This window comes from Demequina muriae (genome assembly GCF_030418295.1).
GTDB classification, from domain to species: domain Bacteria; phylum Actinomycetota; class Actinomycetes; order Actinomycetales; family Demequinaceae; genus Demequina; species Demequina muriae.
This window is the reverse complement of sequence record NZ_JAUHQA010000001.1, coordinates 876,876-897,354: the sequence shown is the minus strand read 5'-3', so window position 1 is coordinate 897,354 and position 20,479 is coordinate 876,876. Positions and strand designations below refer to the sequence as shown.

Annotated in this window: 15 protein-coding genes, 2 tRNA genes and 1 riboswitch; of the genes, 12 read left to right on the top strand and 5 right to left on the bottom strand. The window is 70.7% G+C overall.

Annotation, left to right across the window (positions count from 1 at the left end; translation table 11 throughout):
- Positions 1-12: 12 nt before the first annotated feature.
- The 8 genes from QQX02_RS04120 to QQX02_RS04085 all read left to right on the top strand — a co-directional run bounded on the left by QQX02_RS04120 (position 13) and on the right by QQX02_RS04085 (position 11,997).
- Positions 13-678 (top strand): C40 family peptidase, encoded by a 666-nt coding sequence (locus tag QQX02_RS04120; protein ID WP_301141392.1) that lies wholly within the window; start codon positions 13-15, stop codon positions 676-678.
- Positions 679-790: 112 nt separating this feature from the next.
- A complete protein-coding gene (locus tag QQX02_RS04115) occupies positions 791-1,774 on the top strand; it encodes an aldo/keto reductase (RefSeq protein WP_301141390.1) in 984 nt (327 codons plus the stop codon).
- Positions 1,775-1,820: 46 nt separating this feature from the next.
- Positions 1,821-1,893 (top strand) — tRNA-Arg (locus QQX02_RS04110).
- Between the two features lie 102 nt (positions 1,894-1,995).
- Entirely contained in the window at positions 1,996-3,288 is a 1,293-nt protein-coding gene (locus tag QQX02_RS04105; RefSeq protein WP_301141388.1) for a lycopene cyclase family protein, read from the top strand.
- A gap of 53 nt (positions 3,289-3,341) precedes the next feature.
- Positions 3,342-3,416, top strand: a riboswitch (cyclic di-GMP riboswitch).
- 72 nt (positions 3,417-3,488) lie between these two features.
- Positions 3,489-3,875, top strand: a complete 387-nt coding sequence (locus tag QQX02_RS04100) for a DUF7793 family protein (protein ID WP_301141387.1) — start codon at positions 3,489-3,491, stop codon at positions 3,873-3,875.
- Positions 3,872-4,642, top strand: a complete 771-nt coding sequence (locus QQX02_RS04095) for a diguanylate cyclase domain-containing protein (RefSeq protein ID WP_301141386.1) — start codon at positions 3,872-3,874, stop codon at positions 4,640-4,642. Before QQX02_RS04100 ends, QQX02_RS04095 begins: the two co-directional genes overlap by 4 nt.
- A gap of 443 nt (positions 4,643-5,085) precedes the next feature.
- The gene (locus QQX02_RS04090; protein ID WP_301141385.1) at positions 5,086-7,254 is read left to right on the top strand and encodes a DEAD/DEAH box helicase; all 2,169 of its coding nucleotides are present in this window, start codon (positions 5,086-5,088) and stop codon (positions 7,252-7,254) included.
- A gap of 210 nt (positions 7,255-7,464) precedes the next feature.
- Positions 7,465-11,997, top strand: coding sequence for a PDDEXK-like endonuclease domain-containing protein (locus tag QQX02_RS04085; protein ID WP_301141384.1), 4,533 nt, complete (start codon positions 7,465-7,467; stop codon positions 11,995-11,997).
- 34 nt (positions 11,998-12,031) lie between these two features.
- Here QQX02_RS04085 and QQX02_RS04080 read toward each other — a convergent pair whose 3' ends face one another.
- Together QQX02_RS04080 and QQX02_RS04075 are read right to left on the bottom strand one after the other, a co-directional pair.
- Positions 12,032-12,238 carry an FmdB family zinc ribbon protein gene (locus QQX02_RS04080; protein ID WP_436968499.1) on the bottom strand — a complete coding sequence of 69 codons (207 nt, stop codon included), beginning with the start codon at positions 12,236-12,238 and terminating at the stop codon, positions 12,032-12,034.
- A 9-nt stretch (positions 12,239-12,247) separates the two neighbouring features.
- Positions 12,248-12,874, bottom strand: coding sequence for a 5-formyltetrahydrofolate cyclo-ligase (locus QQX02_RS04075; RefSeq protein WP_301141383.1), 627 nt, complete (start codon positions 12,872-12,874; stop codon positions 12,248-12,250).
- 110 nt (positions 12,875-12,984) lie between these two features.
- On the opposite strand from QQX02_RS04075, the gene QQX02_RS04070 reads away from it, so the two are divergent.
- Genes QQX02_RS04070 through QQX02_RS04060 form a run of 3 tightly spaced genes read left to right on the top strand, consistent with a single transcriptional unit; the run spans position 12,985 to position 15,871 of the window.
- The gene (locus QQX02_RS04070) at positions 12,985-14,211 is read left to right on the top strand and encodes a molybdopterin molybdotransferase MoeA (protein ID WP_301141382.1); all 1,227 of its coding nucleotides are present in this window, start codon (positions 12,985-12,987) and stop codon (positions 14,209-14,211) included.
- A gap of 3 nt (positions 14,212-14,214) precedes the next feature.
- Complete coding sequence (locus QQX02_RS04065; protein ID WP_301141381.1) at positions 14,215-14,790, top strand: GNAT family N-acetyltransferase; 576 nt, start codon at positions 14,215-14,217, stop codon at positions 14,788-14,790.
- Between the two features lie 52 nt (positions 14,791-14,842).
- Positions 14,843-15,871, top strand: coding sequence for a hypothetical protein (locus QQX02_RS04060; protein ID WP_301141380.1), 1,029 nt, complete (start codon positions 14,843-14,845; stop codon positions 15,869-15,871).
- 60 nt (positions 15,872-15,931) lie between these two features.
- Here QQX02_RS04060 and QQX02_RS04055 read toward each other — a convergent pair whose 3' ends face one another.
- The 3 genes from QQX02_RS04055 to QQX02_RS04045 form a co-directional block, all read right to left on the bottom strand.
- The gene (locus QQX02_RS04055) at positions 15,932-17,212 is read right to left on the bottom strand and encodes a glycosyltransferase (protein WP_301141379.1); all 1,281 of its coding nucleotides are present in this window, start codon (positions 17,210-17,212) and stop codon (positions 15,932-15,934) included.
- Positions 17,209-19,464, bottom strand: a complete 2,256-nt coding sequence (locus QQX02_RS04050) for a glycoside hydrolase domain-containing protein (RefSeq protein ID WP_301141378.1) — start codon at positions 19,462-19,464, stop codon at positions 17,209-17,211. Before QQX02_RS04050 ends, QQX02_RS04055 begins: the two co-directional genes overlap by 4 nt.
- A gap of 122 nt (positions 19,465-19,586) precedes the next feature.
- Complete coding sequence (locus QQX02_RS04045) at positions 19,587-20,225, bottom strand: DUF308 domain-containing protein (RefSeq protein ID WP_301141377.1); 639 nt, start codon at positions 20,223-20,225, stop codon at positions 19,587-19,589.
- Positions 20,226-20,397: 172 nt separating this feature from the next.
- Here QQX02_RS04045 and QQX02_RS04040 point away from each other — a divergent pair.
- Positions 20,398-20,473 (top strand) — tRNA-Ala (locus tag QQX02_RS04040).
- Positions 20,474-20,479: the final 6 nt, after the last annotated feature.

Sequence of the window (20,479 nt, the reverse complement as noted above, 5' to 3'; positions counted from 1 at the left end):
AAGACGCGCGCGGTGGCTGCAGCAGCAGGCGCCGCACTTGTGGTGGTTCCCCTGACGGGTGCCGCAGCGGCCGCTCTGGTCGCCCAGGACATGACGGTCGACTCCGTCACCCCCGACACTCTCGCGATCGAGACTCAGGCAGAGGCCGCGTCCGCGGACCTTGCCGCAGTCTCGGGAACTGTCACCGCGTCTGACGACGCCGAATTCGAGCTTCACACGCCCGAGATCGACGTCGAGGCGGACCCCGAGCCCGTCGTCGTGGCCCCCGCTCCGGCGGCGAACACGTCCAGCTCGTCGAGCTCCGGCGCACGGCCCGTCGCCCAGTCCACCAACGTCAAGGCCGCGATCTCCGGCTCGGCGATCATCGCTGAAGCCGCGAAGCACGTGGGCGACCCCTACGTCTCCGGTGGATCCGCTCCGGGCGGCTTCGACTGCTCGGGCTTCACGTCCTACGTGTATGGGCAGTTCGGCATCTCGCTTCCGCGGTCGTCGGGCGCCTACTACAACGTGGGCACCCGCGTGTCGTCGCCGCAGGCCGGCGACATCATCGTGTCTCCTGGCCACGTCGGCATCTACGCCGGCCCGAACCTGCAGATCGACGCGCCGACCCACGGCAAGACGATCCAGTTCCGTGGCATCTGGCAGAACAACCCCACGTACGTGCGCGTCACGGGCTAGTCCCCAGCGCTTCGCGAGAGCCGCCGCCGCCTTCGGGCCGCGGCGGCTCTTCGCATGTGAGGCTCCGTCACCCGAGTCGCTCGGCTCCCCGGGCGCGCATAGGGTGGGGGGCATGCGCACTTCATTCGTACCGCGGCTCGGCCGCGAGATCTCGCTCATCGGACAGGGCTGCTGGCAGCTCGGCGCGGACTGGTCGCACGTGGCCGACGACACGGCGCAGGACATCCTGCGTGCGGCGGCCGATGCGGGCGTCACCTTCTTCGACACCGCGGACGTCTACGGGGACGGGCGCTCGGAACGAGCGCTGCGCGACTTTGTGGCCGACCGCGGGGCAGAGGGCATCACCATTGCCACCAAGATGGGTCGGCGCGCCGATCCCCACGAGGCGTCGCAGTACACCCTCGACAACTACCGACGCTGGACTGACCGTTCGCGCGAGAATCTGGGCGTCGACACACTGGACCTGGTGCAGTTGCACTGCCCTCCGTCTGAGGTGTTCGCGAACCCGCAGACCTACGACGACCTCCGCACGCTCCAGCAGGAGGGTCGTATCGCGCACTACGGCGTCTCTGTCGAGACGTGCGACGAGGCGCTCGACGCACTGCGGGACCCCGACATCGCGACCGTCCAGATCATCCTCAACGTGTTCCGACGCAAGCCGCTCGAGCACGTCCTGGGCACCGCCCGCGAGAACGGCGTGGGCATCATCGCTCGCGTCCCGCTGGCCTCCGGATTGCTGACCGGCAAGTACGACGAGCACACGACGTTCGGTGAGAAGGACCACCGCCACTTCAACCGCGACGGCGCCGCCTTCGATGTAGGCGAGACCTTCGCGGGCGTGCCGTACGAGGTTGGAGTCGAGGCTGCACGCGAGGTGGCCGCGCTGACCCCTGAAGGCTGGACCACGGCGCAGTTCGCGCTGGCGTGGATCGGCGCTGTAGGCGCCTCCACCATCATCCCCGGTGCGTCGCGGCCAGAGCAGGCGCAGGCGAACGCTGCGGCCGCAGACATGCCTCCCTTCGACGAGGAGACCCTCGCCGCTCTCGCACACGTCTACAACGAGCGGATTCGCGAGCACGTCCACGCCAAGTGGTGAGATTCCGGTGACAGGCGCGGTGCGGGTACCCTCGTAGGTGCCCCACGCGCCTGTAGCTCAGGGGATAGAGCACCGCTCTCCTAAAGCGGGTGTCGGCAGTTCGAATCTGCCCAGGCGCACGACGTCTCGGAGCGCGCCCGTCCTGCTGCGCGGGACCATCGTCCTCGCCGTTCGGTGCGAACGCGGTGCCACACTGGCGGAGGATGTCCAGGAGGCCCGCGATGGACGACACAGGTGCGCACCCGCTGGATACTCGCCCTGCGGACACGCACCCCGTCCCCACCTCAGCAGCTTCCGCTCCGGCGCCTCGGGGAACGTTCGACGCCGTGATCGCGGGGGCCGGCGCCGCGGGCCTCTCGCTCGCGTGTCACCTTGCCAACGCGGGGTGGGGCGACCGGGTCCTGCTCGTCGACGACGGATCTCATCCCTTGGAGCATCGCTCGTGGGCATGGTGGAGCACCGGAGCGGAACTGCTCGCACCCTTCGCGTCGTCTGCTGTGGAGCATCTGTGGCTGGCTGGTGAGGGGTGGCGGCGGCGGGTGGCGCTCGAGCCCTATGCCTACCGCCGCATCACCGGACCTCAACTCTCCGCTGCGACCGACCGACTCATCGGCGGACGTCAGGGGTACCGCCGCGTGGTGGGGTCCGTGCGGTCGGCCTCCCGAGACGGGACCGGCTGCCGCGTCGAGATCGAGCTGACGGAACCCGACGGCAACCGTACGGTCGAGGTGACTGCCCGCTGGGTCTTCGACAGTGTGGGGCTGGGAGCTCAGGCGCAGTCACGCTCGCCGGAGGCCTATCTGGACTTCTACGGATTGCACGTCGAGTGCGAGACGGATGCATTCGACCCGGGCACGGCCACGCTCATGGACTTCCGCACCGACCAATCTGCCGGGGCGGCGTTCGTGTACGTGCTGCCCACCTCGGCCCGCCGTGCGCTGGTGGAGCGGACGGTCTTCGCGTTCTCCGACACCTATGACCGCGACGCCGAGATCACCCGCCACGAGGACCGTGTCCGTGAGTACGTGCGTGCGCACGTGAACACGCTTGACTATCGGGTCACCGGGCGGGAGATCGGCACCATCGCGCTCCCGCGCGGCCCGGCCGCGACGCCCGCAGGGCCGGTGATCCCCATCGGGGCGAGGGCGGGCATGGTGAAGGCGAGCACGGGGTACGGCTTCGAGAGGATTCAGCGTCACAGCGCCGCCATCGCTGGGTGTCTGGATCGGGGCGTGAGCCCGGGCAGCGCCGCGAGAGACCACCGATGGAGCCGCGCCCTGGACCACGCGCTGCTCCGCGTCATCCGCCACGACCCGACCACCGCTGTCGAGATCTTCGCGGCGCTGCTGACGCGCAACTCGGGGCCTCGCATCCTTGCCTTCCTCGACGAGGACGCCTCGCTGATCGCCCAGCTCCGGCTGTTCGCCACTCTTCCGTTGGCCCCCTTCGCCCGCGCTCACGCGCACCTGCTGAGCGGTGGCCGCCCGCGAGGTGCGCCAGCGCACCGCATTTGACGCCACTCACAGCACGTCATGGCGGCACTGCTGCGAGCGTAGACTTCCCAGTGTTACGAAAAGGGCAAACCCGTCGCGAGGCGGGGACGCAAAGCCACGGGACCCACGAGGTCAGCCGAGCCACCGAGCAAGGGAACGCCGATGTTCAGCACTGAGCCGATCCGCCCCACCCCCGCCGCGCTTCTCACGGTGGTGACGAGGTGAGCGCCCCCGGCCCTGAGATCACTCACGAGAAGTTCCGGATCTGGCTGCGCCCCGATGGGCTGGTGGAGATCGCCTGGGTTCCTCATGTTCCGTCGGGTCTCGCGGACGCTGTCGCATCCATCGACGCGATGACCGAGCTCACGGGAGGGAAGCCCGCTCCGCTCCTGGTGGACACCACACACGCGGGGCCGCAGGACCGTGAGGCGCGGATGGAGTACATCCGTCGGCAGGGGATCGTGACGGCGGTCGCCTTGATCGTCGGCAACCCGCTGAGCCGGATGATGGCGACCTTCTTCATCAACGTGAGCAGGCCCGAGGTGCCGGTAAGGCTGTTCGAGGACGAGGCCCGTGCTGTCGCCTGGCTCAAGGAACACCTGGTGTGACGGTGCCCGGCGCGCACGCGAACGCAGACCACGCTCCGGACCTGGAGCGCCGGCTCGAAGAGGTGGTGGGCGTCATCCAGGAACTTGCCGCGCTCCGCTTCGACGCGCGCGCCACCGTGGGCACCGCCGGCGACATCGTCGACGCCGTGGCGGCCGGGGTGAACTCTCTCGGCGAGGAGCTCGAGGCGTCCTATCAAGAGATCGAGCGTCGCGTCGCCGACCGCACCGCCGAGCTCGCGATCGCCACCCGGGAGCTGAGCCGGCGTGCGCTGCATGACGACCTCACCGGACTCGCGAACCGTGCGGCATTCTGGGACCGGCTGTCCCAGCGACTGCACGCGGCGGACAGGCGCGCGACCAGCTTCGCGATCCTCTTTCTCGACCTCGACGACTTCAAGGCCGTGAACGACACGCTCGGCCACGCCGCCGGCGACCAGCTGCTGATCGATGCTGCGCGCCGCCTCCGCGGCGAGCTCAGAGCAGGCGACACCGCCGCGCGCGTGGGCGGAGACGAGTTCGTCGTCCTGCTGGACGAGGTCGCTTCCCCTGAGGCTGCGCTCGCGACGGCCCGCCGCATCGGCGACACGCTCCGGCTCCCGTACGACTTCGGGGGCCACCGATACGCCACCTCAAGCAGCATCGGAGTGGCAGTGCACTCTGACCGGCCGACGACCCCCGACGCGATCGTGGCTGCGGCGGACGCCGCGATGTACGACGCGAAGCGCAGTGGTCGGGGGGTGTGCGTGCTCTCCAGCGGCGACCGCTAGGGCCACGGGTCGCACTGCTCATGGGCGAGCGTGCCCTGGAGGACGGCCTGGTCGCAAGGGTCGCTCGGGCGACAGTGGGGTGCCATCGCACCCCGAGGTGGTCACGCACCCGTCGCTCCGCATGGGGCAGTACGATGGTCGTCAGACGAGCTCTCCTCGTACGGGCGCCGGCAGGTCGAACCTGCGCGGGTGCACGGATATCTTCGCGGCCAGACCGATGCGCCAGTACGGGCACGGGGGGCGCAGGAGCCGGAGCAGCGTGAGCGGGGCTCGTGATCAGCAGCCGTTCGCACAAGGTGGACGGCCCGCCGCACGGCGAGAGCAGCCGGACCGGCCTCGGGCGAGTGCTCGTCGGGCGGCCGCAGTCGTCGTGGGCGTGGAACCAGGCACGCAGGCGCGGCGCATCCGTGTCTCGTCGTGTCGAACGTGCTCTCGGAGGATATGTGGCAAGAGCAGGCCAGCGCCGATCCGGTCGAGCGCGCGCGGATTCGGGAGGTCAGCGACGGCGCACGCCCCGCGCCCAGGAGCAGGGCCTGATCCCGGTGCTGGCGGGTATCGCCCGCGAGGTGGACGGCACGGTCAAGCGCCCCCCGGCGCGGTCACCGGCCCGCAACAAGTTCCAGGTCGTCGCACTTCTCGTCCAGGAGGAGCGGGCCCGGCTGATGGCCGATGCCACATTGAGCTCGGCCAAGAGGTCGCAGGAGTTGCGCCGGCTCGACGGCGTGGCCACTCAACTCGCCAGGATCGCAGCCCGCGACACGTCGCTCCTTCAACTGCTGGCCGAGGACGCTCAGCTGTCCGAATCGGCCCGCGAATACAAGGCGACGGTCATGCGCGCCGCAGGTCTCGAGCCGCCGGAGGAGCCTGAGCCCGTCGCTCCGGAGCCCGTCGTCGAGAAGAAGGTCGTCCCGCAGTCGGTGATCTCACGGCAGATGGCGAATCCCTTCCTGGCTCCGGAGTTCGCGAAGGCGAGCGAGCGGAGCACCCCACGATCCCAGCGCCTGGTGGGATGGGAACTGCTCGAGCCGCTGTTCCGGGCCTTCGAGAAGAGCTCTCCGGGCACGCCTGCGTGCATGCCGTTGCCCGAGCCGGGGCCTGCGCGAGTCTTCCACGGCGACACCCTGATGCCGCACCAGGCCCAGGTCGTCGCGGCTGCGGCGCGCGGACATCGGACCTTCCTGCTCGCTGACGAGCCTGGTCTGGGCAAGACTGCGCAGGCATTGCTCGCCGCGCAGGCGGCCGATGCCTATCCCTTGCTGGTCGTGGTGCCCAACGTCGTCAAGGCGAACTGGGCGCACGAGGTGGGCCTGTGGACCCCGCAGCGTCGGGCGACGGTCGTGCATGGCGATGGTGAGCGTGTGGACGGGTTCGCGGACGTCGTGATCGTGAACTACGAGCTCTTGGATCGGCACATCGGCTGGCTCGGGGACCTGGGTTTCCGCGGCATGGTCGTCGACGAGGCGCACTTCATCAAGAACAAGGGCTCCAGACGCTCGCAGCACGTGCTGGCGATCGCCGACGAGATTCGTGCCCGCGCCCCGCGTGCCTTGATGATGGCGTTGACCGGCACGCCGCTCATCAACGACATCGAAGATTTTCGCGCGATCTGGCAGTTCCTCGGCTGGATCGACGACGACAAGCCGCTGCGAACCCTGATGGAGGCCCTCGAAGAGACCGGGCTCACGCCGGTGGACCGGGGCTTTGACATCGCCGCGCGGTCCGCGGTCATCAACATGGGCATCGTGCGTCGCCGCAAGGTCGACGTGGTGGCAGATCTGCCCGCCCGCCGCGTGGCGGACCTGCCGGTCGAACTCGACGGGGCGGCGGGGCGCTCGATCCGCGCGGCGGAGGCCGCGCTCGCGCGCCGACTGGTCGCTCGCTACCACGCCGCCATGGCTGCGCGCCCGGACCACGACGTCGCCGCAGGCCTGGACCTCGACCTCGCGCGTCGGGTGGCTGCGGGAGAGCTCAAGGACTCAGGGCAGAAGGTGGGGGGCGAGAACGTCTTCACCATGGTCCGGAAGATCGGCCAGGCCAAGGCCGGCCCGGCCGCGGACTACGCCGCGCAGCTGGCGCGCAACGTCGGCAAGGTGGTGTTCTTCGCCAAGCACATCGACGTGCTGGATCAGGCGGAGCAGATCTTCGCGGAGCGAGGCATTCGCTTCGCCTCGATCCGCGGCGATCAGACGAGCGCGACACGGGAGAAGCACGTCGCCGCGTTCACCCACGACCCGGATGTCTCCATCGCGGTGTGCTCCTTGATCACGGCCGGCGTGGGGCTGAACCTGCAGGTCGCCTCCAACCTCGTGCTCGCGGAGCTGTCCTGGACTGACGCCGAGCAGACTCAGGCCATCGACCGGATCCACCGCATCGGCCAGGCCGAGCCGGTCACGGCGTGGCGGGTGATCGCCGCGCAGACCATCGACTCGACGATCGCTCAGCTGATCGACAGCAAGGCGGGACTGGCTGCCCGTGCACTGGACGGGGCGGCCGAGGAGGATGGGTCGGCGTCGAAGGATGTTCAAGTGGACGCCCTGGTCGGCCTGCTTGCCGACGCGCTCGCCGCCGACGGCGTGATCCCGGACGCCACGGCCCACGACTTCGGACGCTGACCCGCGGGCTTGCCAGCGGCGCAGAGGAATGACCTCGCCTGAGTTGACGCCGAGAGCCCTCGAGGTCCAGAATCCGCATGACGGTGCGCGTCGGCTGTGCAAGCGGGCGCGCACTGTTCTTGTCTCTGTGGAGGCTTTCGGCCGGCTCCACAGCCCGGTGAGGCGGCGTGGTGGCGAGGCATCCCGCACCCCGACGTATACCGTGGGGGAGTGGTGGATTACATCGGGCGCGCGCTCGTGGCCGACGCCCTCCGCGAGTGGCGCGATCAGCTCCAGGACCGGGCGACCGTGTCGCCCCTCAGGGACCTGGCAGCGACCCAGGCGAGCCTCGTCGACCTTCGTGGGGGCCACCCCTCGGGGCTCGCGCAGCTCTTTGCGAACCGCCCCACCGCCATCTCCGCCCTCTTGCGTGATCCGCACGTGCGCGAGGCGGGCCTGCATCGCGGTCGGCTCATCCTTGACGAAGCCGAGCGCGTTCGCGCCGCGACGGGCGCATGGACGGCGGCGCTCGTGGTGGGCACCGTCGCATGGTCAGACCGTGGTGACCGCGTAGAGATGCCGCTGCTCATGCGTCCCGTGGGACTCGAGCGCCACCGCACCGACGACGTGCAGATCACGCTGCGCGACGACGTTCACGTCAATCCGGTCTTCACGACTCTCGTGCGCGAGCGCGCCGCAGCCGCCGGCCTGGATGGCGCCCTGCCCGCAGTCGCCAGCGGGCGGGAGTTCGATCCGCGACCGCTGTGGGACCACGTCCGGGGTCTCACGGCACTGTTCGGTGACGGCCTCGAGGTGGTCGATCGTCTCCTTCTGGGAGCCTTCGACGACCCCGAGCAGCGCCTGCTCGACGACCTCGACGACTGCGACCCGGTGATCGCGGGCTCGACCGTGCTCGCAGCGGCAGCCGGCGATCACGATGCGCAGGCGCAATTGAACGAGCCGTTGCCTGCCTTCCCCCGCGGCGACCGCGACCCGTTTGCGGAGCGCGGGATCGGCGAGCTCGACGACGTTCAGTTCGGCGCGCTCGATCTCATCGCCACCGGGCGCGACGTCTTCCTTCAGGCGCCGCCTGGCTCCGACGTCATCGGCACCGCCGCCGCGATTGCGGCCGACGGTGCCGCGTCGGGCAAGACGGTCGCGGTCGTGGGAGGGCAGGAACGCGCGCTCCGCGCCATCACCGACCGCATGCGCGGGCTCGGTGCGAAGGACCTGGTGATCGACGGCACCGTGCGCGCGTGGAACGCCGATGCGCGGGCACGCCTGCTCGAGTCCATCACCATGGGAACCCCGCAGTTCGACGACGCACGTCTGCGCACCGCAGGGGACACCTTGCTGCGGGCGCGGGTGGACCTGCACCGCCGATTCGATGCGCTGCACCGGTCGCACCGGCCGTGGGGCGTGAGTGTCTTCGAGGCCGTCCAGGCGATCGTCCGCCTCACCACCTCAGAGGTCGTCCCCGGCACGTCGCTGCGCCTGAGCGCCGACGCTGGCGCGGTGGTCGCTGAGCACGGCTTCGCCTCCGTCGCCGCGGCGATCGTCGCCGCGCTGCGGCCCACGGCAGCCGAGCAGGCGGCCGCGCCGGTCGAGGAGGCAGCGCCCACGACCGAGGTCGACTCGTGGTGGGCGGAGCATGCGGATGCGGAGACCGGCGCCGCTCTCGATGAGGCGCTGGCGACCCTGCTCGGGCGCGCGATCCCGAAGATGCGCGCCGAGGCTGCGATCGCCGCGCACGAGACGGGTGTGGACGAGGCCGACTCGATGGCGACCTGGTTCGACCAGGTGCGCATGTTCGAGTCGCTGCGGGAGGTCCTGGAGACCTTCTCGCCCGCGGTCTTCCATCGATCGCTGCACGACCTGGTCGCCGCCACGGCGCCCCACGGGTCCTCCCGCTATGTGGAGCTCCCGCGCCGCGATCGACGTGCCTTGATGCGCCGCGCGGTCGAGTTGCTCCGCCCCGGGCGGGGCAAGGAGACCTTGCACGCCGATCTGGTGCGCGCTCACGACCTCGCGCTGCGGTGGAGGGCGCACTGCTCCGCCGGTGGATGGCCGACGGTGCCCGACGACTACGACGTGTTCGCCGACCGCGTGGCCGACGCCGCAGAGATGTGGGACACCCTCGCGCCGACGATCCATCTGGTGGTCGAGGATGAGAATCTCGCCACCGTGCCATGGGACGAGATGGTGGGCGAGCTGGACCGGCTCGCGCAGGGGCTTCCCGGGACCATCGACACTGCCGCTGGCGACCCCCTCGAGATCGATCCGGTCGCGGCCGGGTTCGGGCCGCTGATCGATGACCTGCGCGATCGGGACGCGACTGACGCGCAGGTGCGGCGCGACCTCGAGTTCTCGTGGTGGGCCGCGGCGTTCGATGCGATTGTGCGAACCGACCCCACGCTCACGGACTACGGGGCACTTGGCGAGGCAGTCGAGCACTTCCGCACGTCGGACAAGACCTTCTCGGATGCGCGCATCGGGCCGCTGATGCGCGCCGCAGCCGAGCGCAGGCGCTCCGCAATCGCGCGTCACCCGGAGCTCGCACGGGACCTCTTCGCCGCTCTCGTGGAAGGCGCAGACGCGTCGATCAAGGAATTGTGGCGAGACTTCGGCCCGCTGTCGACGGCGCTGCGGCCCGTGGTCGTCGCCAAGGCTGAGCAGGTGTCGAGGCTCGCGCCTCCCACGCGCGCCTTCGACGTGGCATTGGTGGTCGCGTCCGAATCGCTGGCCCTCGCCGAACTGGTGCCCACCCTTGCACGCGCCAAGCAGGTGGTGGTGGTGGGCGATGCGCATGCGGCCACGCGATCTGCCGTCGCGGCGCTCGCAGCGCTCTTGCCGCAGGTGACCCTGCACGCGTCGCCTCAGGGCAGAGATGTGCGCGTGACAGCGGTCCTCGCACGCGCGGCGTACGGGCGCAGCATTGAGGCGTTGCCGGCGCCCGGGGACGATCTCCGGTTCGCGGTGCGCACCGTCGATGGCGTGGGGTCTCCGGTCGCGGGGGCCGATGCGGTCGAGTCCACCCGCGCCGAGGTCGCCGCCGTGGTCGAGCACGTGGCACACGCATTCGACTCGTTGCCCAGGCGCGACCTGGTCGTCGTGGCGGGCAACGCCCTTCACGCGGCCCGCATCGCCGAGGCGCTGCGCGAGCGCAGTGTGCGGCTCGCCGCCGCGGTCCCCGTCGAAGTGCTGGGCGACGCCGCGGGCCACTCCGTCGACGAAGTGGTCATCTCGCTCGGCTTCGCGCGAGACTCGCGCGGCACCGTGCCCGAGCGACTTGGCGCGCTGTCGGAGTCCTGGGGCCGCCAGGCGCTCGTGCAGGCACTGGTGGCGTCGCGCATTCACGTCACGGTCTTCTCTGCGATCGCTCCTGACAAGCTCCCCTCGGGAGGCGATGAGGGCGACGGCGTCGAGGACCTGCGTGATCTGCTGCAGGCGGGCGCGGAGCGCGCCATCGCCCCCGAGCGGCCCGAGCCGGCGCCGAGCGACTGGCTGCTGGCGGACGTCGCCGGGCGCCTGCGGTTCGATGGCTACGGCGTCCACGTGCGCTACGGCAACGGGCCCGATGCGGTGCCGATGGCGGTCGGCGGTCGCCGCGACCGCGGATATCGCGTCGCGGTGGTGACGGACGAGGCGGCGCCCGCCGGTTCCGCATCTCTGCGGGACCGCGTCCGGTGGCAGCGCGCGTCGCTCGAGGCGCTCGGGTGGACGGTGGTCCCGCTGTGGACGCTCGACGTGTTCATGGACCCCGATGCCGCCGCCGACCAGGTGCGAGCCGCCCTCGAGACAGGAAGCCCGGCTCACGTGCAGGAGGCGCTCGAGATCGACATCACCGCCCCTGCCGCCGTACCCGACGAGTCCGAGGAACTGTTCGACCAGAGCACCGCGGGCACTCTCACCGAACCGGGCGAGGCCGACGCCACGACGTCGTCCCTGCGCGTGGCGCCGGAGCCCGAGGTCGGTGGGACCACGGGCGACGAGGCCGAGCCCGAGGTGCCGGCTCCCGCGACGCCGGTCGACGCGGCGCCCCCGGTCGAGGTGGTGGGGCTCTTCGACCTCGACGACGAGGCTGCTGAGGGCGAGCAGGCCGCAGACGAAGCTGTCGACGACGCCGAGCAGGATGACGACGCCGAGCAGGATGACGACGCCGAGCAGGATGATGACGCCGAGCAGGATGATGACGCCGAGCAGGATGACGACGCCGAGCACGACGAGGACGCAGAGCAGGACGAGCACGCCGAGCAGCCCCAGGCCGCCGCAGAGTCCGCCGGCGAGCGCGAGCCGGAGCATCGATCCCCAGACGAGGCATCCGCAGACGAGGCATCCGACCCCCAGGACGAAGCGGTCGACGAGGCCGAGCCATCGACCGTTGACGACGACGCAACTGCTGACGACGCAACTGCTGACGACGCAACTGCTGACGACGCAACTGCTGACGACGCAACTGCTGACGACGCAACTGCTGACGACGATGCAGCGGGAGGCGTTCAGGAAGAAGAAGAAGAGCTCGAGGAGCCGGAGGATGCGCCCGAGCCCGCTGGGACGCCCTCGCTGGGCTTCGGCGTGCCCAAGCTGGCGACGACCACGCCTGCGCCGTCGACGCGACCGCGCACCGCGAAGGACCGCTCACGAGGGACGGACCGGCCGCTCATTCCCACGCGCGCGTCAGAGGACCGCGACGAAGGCTGGGGAGGGTCCTACGGCGATTCGCGCGAAGAGGAGATCAAGCGGGAGCGTCCGCCCCACTGGTGAGCGACGCCGACGGAGCGGGGCTGGACGAGGGCCGTCAGGAGCCTGACGACTCCTTGGCGGCAGCGGCACGCGAGTCGGTCCGGTAGAAGCCGGAGCCCTTGAAGGTCACGCCGACGCTTCCGAAGACACGTCGAAGGGAGCCGGTGCACTCGGGGCATGCCTCGAGTGAATCATCGTGGATCGACTGGACCGCGTCGAAGCGGTGGCCGCAGGCGCGGCACGCGTAGACGTAAGTGGGCATGGGCGTATTCTACGCGGGAAGCGGAGTGGTCCCCTCCGGCGTGATCACCGCGTGCACGGGGACGTCGTGATCCTCGCGCGGCAGGCGCATCTCGCCGGGCCCGCGGAACTCCGCCGCGAAGGTCATCGCAATGATGGGGACGCCCTCCCGGACCTCCTCCAGCGCCCGGTCGTACCAGCCCCCGCCCTGTCCCAGGCGAGTCCCATCGGCGTCGACGGCGAGGGCGGGCACCACGATCGCATCGGCCTCCTGGATCGCAGCGGCGGGCAGGAAGGTGCCGGACGGCTCCGGCGGCCGGCCAGGGGCGCGCTCGATGAGGTCCTCGGCGCCTTGATAGAGCGACCACCCTCGCTGCAGGCCATCGCCGAGCGTGGGGATCAGCACCCGCACTCCGCGGTCGTGCAGGGCGGAGATCAGGGGAAGCGAGCCGGGCTCATGCGGACGTGACGCGTAGACGGATACGCACGAGGCCTCGGCGATCGCCGGCACTTGGAGCGCAAGATCCCGCAGCGTCTCGGCCAGGTCCGCCCGTCGCCGCTCCGACCGATGAAGCCGCGCCTTGCGGATGGAGGTGCGCAACTGCGCCTTCACATCTTCTGGGGCGGGCGCTCGAGTGGTGTGGGACTGCGGCGTCATGCTCCCCATTGTGGCAAACAAACGTGAACGCGCCGTGTCGACTCCCTCACAGGCCCACATCCCGCGCGCGGCGTTTGCGGGTCGTCGCCGACGCAGGACACAATGCGGGAGTGACAGTTCGGAGCCTTGCCGGCCATCGCACCGCGGTAGCCGAGGCCCTCCCGCCCGGCCCGGTCCTCGACGTCCTGCTGGGCGACACGGCCGGCGCGACCATCGCGGAGGACCTCGTGGCCTCCGCGTCGATGCCCGCCGTGCCCATCGCCGCCAGAGACGGATACGCCGTGCTCAGTGCGGACGCCGTCGATGCCCACCCGGATTCTCCGGTGTCCCTCCCCGTGTCCCACGACGTGAGCTTCGACTCCCGCGCTCCGCGGCGGCACGTGCCTCGCGCCGCCGCGCGCATTCCTTCCGGCGCTCCGGTCCCGCTCGGGGCCGATGCGGTGGTGGCGCTCGCGGACACCGACCAGGGGGTGGCGCGCGTGGGCATCCGCCGGGCCGTGCAGCCGGGCGACGGGGTGAGGCCGGCAGGATTCGATGCCGTCGCGGGTGACGTCATCGTCCGCGCAGGAACGCGCATCGGCCCTCGCCAGATCGCCGTCGCGGCCGCGCTGGGCCGATCCCGGCTCCATGTGCGGCCAGTGCCGCGCGTGGTCATCATGGCCGTCGGGGACGAGCTCATCGAGCCCGGAGCCGTGCGGCCAGGCGGCGGCGTCCCCGAGTCCACCACGCACATGCTGGCGGCGCTGGTGCTCGAGGCCGGCGCCAAGCCCTACCGCGTGGGCGCGGTGCCGGACGACCCGCTGCGCCTGCGAGCGACGCTCGAGGACCAGCTGGTGCGCGCCGACGTGGTCATCACCACCGGCGGGTTGTCGGACGGTGTGCACGACACCGTCGCGGACGTGCTGGCGCGCATGGGTGGCTTCGAGGCGGTCGATCTGCAGCTGCGCCCCGTGGGCCGGCATGGCCTGGGATCGATCGCGGCGGGAGACCGGGACATCCCGGTGATCGCGCTCCCGGGTTCTCCCGCCGGCGCCGCGCTCGCCTTCGAGGCATACGTGCGTCAGGCGCTGCGGGTGCTGTGCGGCCACCCCGATGTCGAACGGCCGGTGTTCCGCGCGCGGGTCCGCACGCGGTGGATCGTGCCACCGGGCGTGGTCACCGCGATGCCGGTCGTGGTCGACAGCGACGACAGCGACCTCCCGGCAGTCACTCCCGTGGGCGCCGATGCGCTGGCACTCACCGACCTCGCGAGGGCCGACGCCCTGGTCTGGTCGGGTCCCGACGCGGGCGTCATCCACCCAGGGGACGTCGTCGAGTGCACCTCGTGGGGCGGCTAGCGCGTGCGCCCTCCGGAGATCGTCTCGGGCGCGCTGACGCTGCGCACGCTCGGGCGCCACGAAGAGTACGCATGGCGTCAGCTGCGTCAGGCGAACCGCGCGTGGCTCGAGCCGTGGGAGGCCACCGCGCCACCGGGTCGAACGGAGCCGCCGGTGACCTTCCGCAGCCTGGTGCGTCGCGAACGACGGCAGTGGCGTGACGAGTCCGCGTACCCCTTCGTGATCCTCCACTACGACCAGATCGTGGGACGTGTCTCCGTCGCCGGCGTCCGCTGGGGCGCCGAGAGGGGCGCGTCGATCGGGTATTGGATCGCGGAGTCGCACGCGGGCAAGGGCATCATGCCGCGAGCGGTCGCGATGGCCACGGAGTTCTCGTTCTACCGCGGCCTGCACCGGGTCGAGATCGCGGTGCGTCCCGAGAACGTGGCGAGCCTTCGCGTGGTCGAGAAGCTGAACTTCCGTGAGGAGGGTCTGCGCCGCTCCTATCTCCACATCGATCGCGCCTGGCGGGACCACCGCGTGTACGCATTGACTCAAGAAGAGCCCCGCATCGGCCGATATTGGTCGGAGGGTCCCTGACACGCCGCGCGCCATGCGGGGCTTCGGACCTCCACGGCCGTACCGTCGTGCCATGGTTGCAGGACTCCTGGCGATAGTCGCTCTCGGCATCGTGGTCGCGTATGTCCTGCCACAGCGCATCAAGGAGCGAGGCGAGTACGCCCTCGTCCGCGTCGACGACCGCTACTCCTCGGACATGCGGGTCGTGAAGTCCACTGCGGAGCGCATGGAGAAGGCGGCCGCGCGGCCGTCCAGCGACTCAGGCGAGGTGCCGCTCCTGCGCACCGGCAGCCAGCGGGCCACTCGGCTCAGCGACCGCGCAGAGTCGATGTCCCGTCCCGCCACTCCGCTTGACCGCGCCGCAGTCCACGCGCAGCGCGAGCGCGACGCGCTCCGGCGTGACCGCGCCGTCGTTCTCGCCGAGCGCGCCGCGCAGGCACGCCGACGCGCCACCGTCGCATTCGTCGCGATGATGGTTGCGACCGCGACCTGGATCGCGGTGGCCTTCACCACGCTGACGCCAGTGGTGGGCGCGGTCGCCACCGCCGCCTTCGCTGGCATCATCGTCACCGGTTCCCGTGCCGCGGCAGCCCAGCGCCGCGCCGACGAGTCGATCCGCGCCGTCGCGCGCGAAGTCGAGGCCGCGGCCACGGCCACGCAGGCGCTCCGCACGGTGACGCGTGAGCGGGCCGCGGGTCACGAGGTCCAGCCCTCCGATGTGGCGACGCAGGCGATCCGCGTCCTGACGACCGAAGACCTCGCTCCCTTGGCCGCCCCGGCGCCCGTGCCGTCCCCCGAGCTTCCCCTGGAGCGCAGCACCGAGCGCACCGAGGAGCGCACGGAGGAGCCCACGCCCTGGACCCCGCAGGACATGCCGGCACCGGCGTACACCCTCAAGTCCTCGGTGCGGCCTCGCCAGGCGCGTCCCATCTCGGACGAGGACTACGACGTCGCCAAGGCACGCGCCGCCCGCTGGGGCGACCTGCGGGCGGACGACGCCCCGGCGCAGTCCACCAACGGCCAGCACGTCGCCGAGGAGCCCGCCTCGACCACGGCGGCACTGGACCAGATCCTGGCTCGACGTCGGCGCGCGAGCGCCTGAGCCTGCCCCGGCCGACGCCGGCGAGGCGCCACCGCAGCGCCCGGCGCTACGGCCGCAGCGTCACCTGACCGTCGCTGCCACCTTCGCGAACAGCCGGTCGAACACGACGGCCCTGTCGAACTGCAGCGCGTAGGCACGCGCACGGTCACGATGGGTCACCCGTGCCGCGCCGTCCATGCCCAGCACTGCGGTATCGATCGCGCCTGCGATCGCGCTCGGGTCGTCCACCGGCACGGTGAACGCGGTGTTCCCCACCGCCTCCGGGATGCCGCCCGTCTCGGTGGTGATCACGGGGCCTCCACCGGAGAGCATCTGCTCGACCAGCGCGATGCCGAACGTCTCGGTGAACTCCGGGCGCGGCTTCGACGGCAGTGCGTAGACGGCACATCCCGCCATGAGGTGAGGCTTCTCCTCGTCGCCCACGTCGTCCAGGAAGACGATGCGTTCTGCCGCGGTCGACGACGCGGCGTGGCGATGGAGATCGGCGGCGTCGGGGCCGCGCCCGGCGATCACCAGCGTCAGCGAATGACCAGCCATGGAGGCCGCGAATCCGTCGATCAGGTCGTCGACCCCCTTGGCTGCGCCGAGCCGGGACAGGTACAGCACGTAGCCGTCCTGCTCGAGGCCACGCGACGCCAGTACCTGAGCGGTGCGGTCCGGGTCGAGATGCAGATACGCGGCGGTGTCGATCGCGGGGTACGAGATGTCGATGCGCTCTCGGCACTGCGAGGCGAACGAGGTGCCGTGCCTCACGTCGATCTGGGCGGCGGCCTCGACGATGACGTGCTTGGTGTAGTCGGAGACGGCGACGCAGACATCCTGGCTGAGGTAGCTGGACAGCACGTGTGCGGCGGCGCCGAACCGGTCCTCCTCGACGCACGCCCGCACGACGTCGGTGACGTCGGAGCCGACGGCCTCCGCGATGGTGGTGACGTGCACGGGCAGGCCGGTGGAGCGCGCCGTCCGGACCGCATCCGCCACGGCCGTGGTGTGCGGCGAGAGGTACAGCGACATGCACACGGTCGGGACGCCGTCGGTGAACAGTTCGACCAGCCGTCCGGTGAGCCCGGCGAGGTAGCGGCCGTCCGGGATCTTGTAGCCGCCCACCGGTTCGGGGCGCTCCACGACGATCCCGGGACTGTAGGGCATCACCGTGTCGAGGGGCTTGAGCGGCAGGCCCGTCTCCTCGAGCCGTTCGAGCGGCCACGTGAGGATGCGCACGTCGTCGTAGCCCCGTGTCAGCGCGATCTCCGCCAGGTTGCGGGCCTCTCCCGAGTGTCCGCAGATCACCGGATCCGCGCGCACCACGATCACGAGCCGGCGGGATGGGATGGCGTTCATGGTGCCTCCTGCATGGAGTCGGTGTCGGCGGGGGAGGGCAGCGGTCGGAACGAGGGAGGGCGCTCGGCACGGCCCCACTCGCTCGGTTCGGTGCCGAGAGAGATGTGGAGCCGCCCGCCCTCATGGAGCTCCGTGCCGCTCATCCACGATGTGGTCACGGGCACGCCGTTGAAGCTGACGGCCTGGACGTAGCGCACCGGACCGTCGGGCGTCGGCTCGTCGAATCCGGAGGTGTCGATGGTGAGCGTGCCCCGGGCCATGGGCATGGATGCGTAGCGGAAGGACGGCGGGTGGATGAGGAAGATGTTCTGCCCCGCGACGGGGAACAGCCCCAGCGACGCCCACACGTACCAGCTCGACAGGCCGCCCGAGTCGTCGTTGCCGGGCAGGCCGCCCCGGCCGGTGCCGAACTGCTGGTGGATGACGGCGTGCACCACCTCAGCCGTGCGGTCGGGACGGCCAGCGTAGTAATAGGCCCACGGGGCGTCCATGTCGGGCTCGTTGTTGAGGCCCTCGAACCGGCCCAGGGCGTACCCCGCCGCCATCTCCTCCGACCCGGGCGCAAGACCCGGCTGGACCACCGCATCGGCGCCATACCCGAAGAACTCGTCGAGCATCGAGACGAACCTCTCGTCGCCGCCCGCCAGCGCGATGCGGCCCTCCATGTCGTGCTGAATGCGGAACGAGTAGTTGTGGCGCGTGCCCTCGTAGAACGTGGAGTCCTTGAGCAGACCCGTGGTGGGGTCGTACGCGTTGACCCAGCGGGTCGCGAGCTGCTCGTACTCCGCCGCGAGGTCGTGATCCTCGACGAGCGTGGCGACGTGACGCGTGCACCAGTACCCGAACGCCAGGTCCAGCGTGTGGCTGATGGGGTGGGCGTATCCCTGCTGCAGGAAGTCCTCGCCGTAGATGCGACGCAGGTCCGTCTGCATATGCACCAGCGCCCAGTCCCAATCCATGCCCGGCAGCCCCAGCTGGCAGATGTCGGCGAGCAGGGTGTGGGCGAGGGCACTGCCCTGTCGTCCGAACCGGTCGGAGCCGCGGGCCATCCGGTAGCCGATGGGCAGATTGCCTTCCTGCTCGCAGACGGTCAGCAGGGCGTTGGCGAGTTCGACGCTGCGCTCCGGGGCCAGCGCGGTCAGTAGCGGCAGCTGGGTCCGATAGATGTCCCACATCGTCGAGACGTCGAACACCCACGGGCCCTTCGACGGCCAGAACGGGCTCTCGTCTGCGGCGAAGCAGGGCTTGATGAGCGAGTGGTAGAGCGCGGTCGCGAACACGGTGCGGCGGTCCTCGTCGGACGTCTCGATGCGGATGGCGTCGAGACGCTCCCTCCACGACTCTCGGGTGCGCTCGCGGCGGGTGTCGAATGCGGGGGATCGGTCGTCGCAGTCGCGACGCAGGTTCGCGCGTGCCTGGTCGACGCCGCGCAGCGAGAAGCCGATCCGCACCTCGACGGTCTGGCCCGCGACCGCGGGGCCGGCCCACATGAGCCCGAACGGCCGCAGCGTCGTGGGGCGGATGTGGTCGAGGTCGAGGCGGGTGCCGCCGGGCATGAGCCGCCGGTCGTACCAGAGCATCTGACGCCACGACTCGGCGTCGCACTCGATGTGGAGAGCCAGGGGTGCGCCCTCCACGACGATCTCGCCCTGCGCGACTCCGGGCTGCACCGACTCGAGGCGGGCGCGCAGCGGCACCGTGGCGCCGTACGGGATCGCAAGGCCGCCCATGGACATGTCCACCACGACGCGCGCGTCGTGATGCTCGGGGAACGTGTAGCGGTGGACGGCGCTCTTGGGCCCCACCGTGATCTCGGCGCGCACGCCGTTGTCGAGCGTGGCGGCGTAGTACCCCGGCGTCGCCTCCTCGTCGCTGATGCCCCAGTCCCGTCCCAGCACGTCGAGCGGCTCGAGCATGGGGGTCACGCGGAAGTAGTTGTAGTACTTGCGGATCGCGCCGGTGCCGGACTGCTGGAAGTGCGTGAAGCCGGAGGCGCGCTGGCCCGTCTCGACCGCATCGGCCGCACGGGGAAGGGAGGGCGGAAGGCCCTCCGTGGACAGGTCGAAGTTGCCGTAGCCCGTGGGGTAGCCGCCCGAGTAGGCGCACGCGGACACCATGCCGAGCGGGAACGTCGCGCCGGGGTGCGTGTTGCCCACCTGCGGCTTGGGCCACCACCATGTCGCGGCAAGCCCCGACTGCTCAGGGAGGTCAGTCTGGTCCACGCCGATGAAGGGGTCCACGTTGTCGATCACGGGCACCTCCTCGTACGGCCTCGAGCGCCGATGCGGGGGGATCCGGCGCCTCTAGACCGACGGTAGGCCGCCGTCATTCCGAATGCATTGCGGAAATGTGACGATTGCTTTAATGGCTGTCGTCAGGCGTCGCGGGCTGCGGCACCTGCCGGGAGGTCCTTGCCCAGCGCGAATGCCTGGACGAGTCCGGCAAGGCCCAGGGCGACGAGGGTCGCGCCCACCACGATGACGAGCGCCACCGCGCTCCAGGTGGGGACCACGAGCACCACCACGCCGGCGAGGACGCTCAGCGCGCCGCGCAGGTACCCCCACGCCGAGCCGCGCGTGCGCCCCGTCTCGGCGAGCGTGGCGATGCCGTCGATGATCCACCCGATGCCGATCATCACCACCACCACGATGGTGAGCACGGCCGTCGCGACCGTGAGGTTCTTGAGCGAGACGATGCCGCCCAGGAGCAGCACCAGGCCGAGGATGATGTTGAGCACGCGGAACCCGGTGGGAAGCCCGCGGGCGAAGGCTCCCACGGCGGTGCGCATGACGCCGGTCATGACGAAGAACACGCCGGCGAGCGCACCCACGACCACCAGCGACTTGCCCGGCCAGACGAGCAGCGCGATGCCGATCACGAGCGCGACGCCTGCGGTCGCGCCGATCATGGTGCGGGCCAGCGAGAGCGCGGCGCGGCCCAACTGGTCGGCGTCGAGAGCGAGGCCGTCGGGGACGTCTCGTGAGAGCCGGGAGGTGGGTTCGTGATGAGTCATGGTGTCCCTGCGCTTCCTCGTGAGCCGCTGCCGTCAGCGTGATTCGAGAGTAGTGCGCGGGGTTTCGGCGCGCGCGGCGAGTGAGCACGCGGGGTGCGGCCGATGTGGTGGCGCAGTGGGGAGGCCGGGTTTGCGGGCCATGGTGCGACAGGTGGTAATCTGTCTGAGCCTTGGGGCTGTGGCGCAGTTGGTAGCGCGTCTCGTTCGCAATGAGAAGGTCAGGGGTTCGATTCCCCTCAGCTCCACCACCGAAG

Bases quoted from the DNA above. Each gene is read 5' to 3' on its own strand.
- QQX02_RS04115 (WP_301141390.1), top strand. From the start codon at position 791: ATGCGCACTTCATTCGTACCGCGGCTCGGCCGCGAGATCTCGCTCATC.
- QQX02_RS04105 (WP_301141388.1), top strand. From the start codon at position 1,996: ATGGACGACACAGGTGCGCACCCGCTGGATACTCGCCCTGCGGACACG.
- QQX02_RS04080 (WP_436968499.1), bottom strand. From the start codon at position 12,238: ATGCCCACTTACGTCTACGCGTGCCGCGCCTGCGGCCACCGCTTCGAC.
- QQX02_RS04075 (WP_301141383.1), bottom strand. From the start codon at position 12,874: ATGACGCCGCAGTCCCACACCACTCGAGCGCCCGCCCCAGAAGATGTG.
- QQX02_RS04060 (WP_301141380.1), top strand. From the start codon at position 14,843: ATGGTTGCAGGACTCCTGGCGATAGTCGCTCTCGGCATCGTGGTCGCG.
- QQX02_RS04055 (WP_301141379.1), bottom strand. From the start codon at position 17,212: ATGAACGCCATCCCATCCCGCCGGCTCGTGATCGTGGTGCGCGCGGAT.
- QQX02_RS04045 (WP_301141377.1), bottom strand. From the start codon at position 20,225: ATGACTCATCACGAACCCACCTCCCGGCTCTCACGAGACGTCCCCGAC.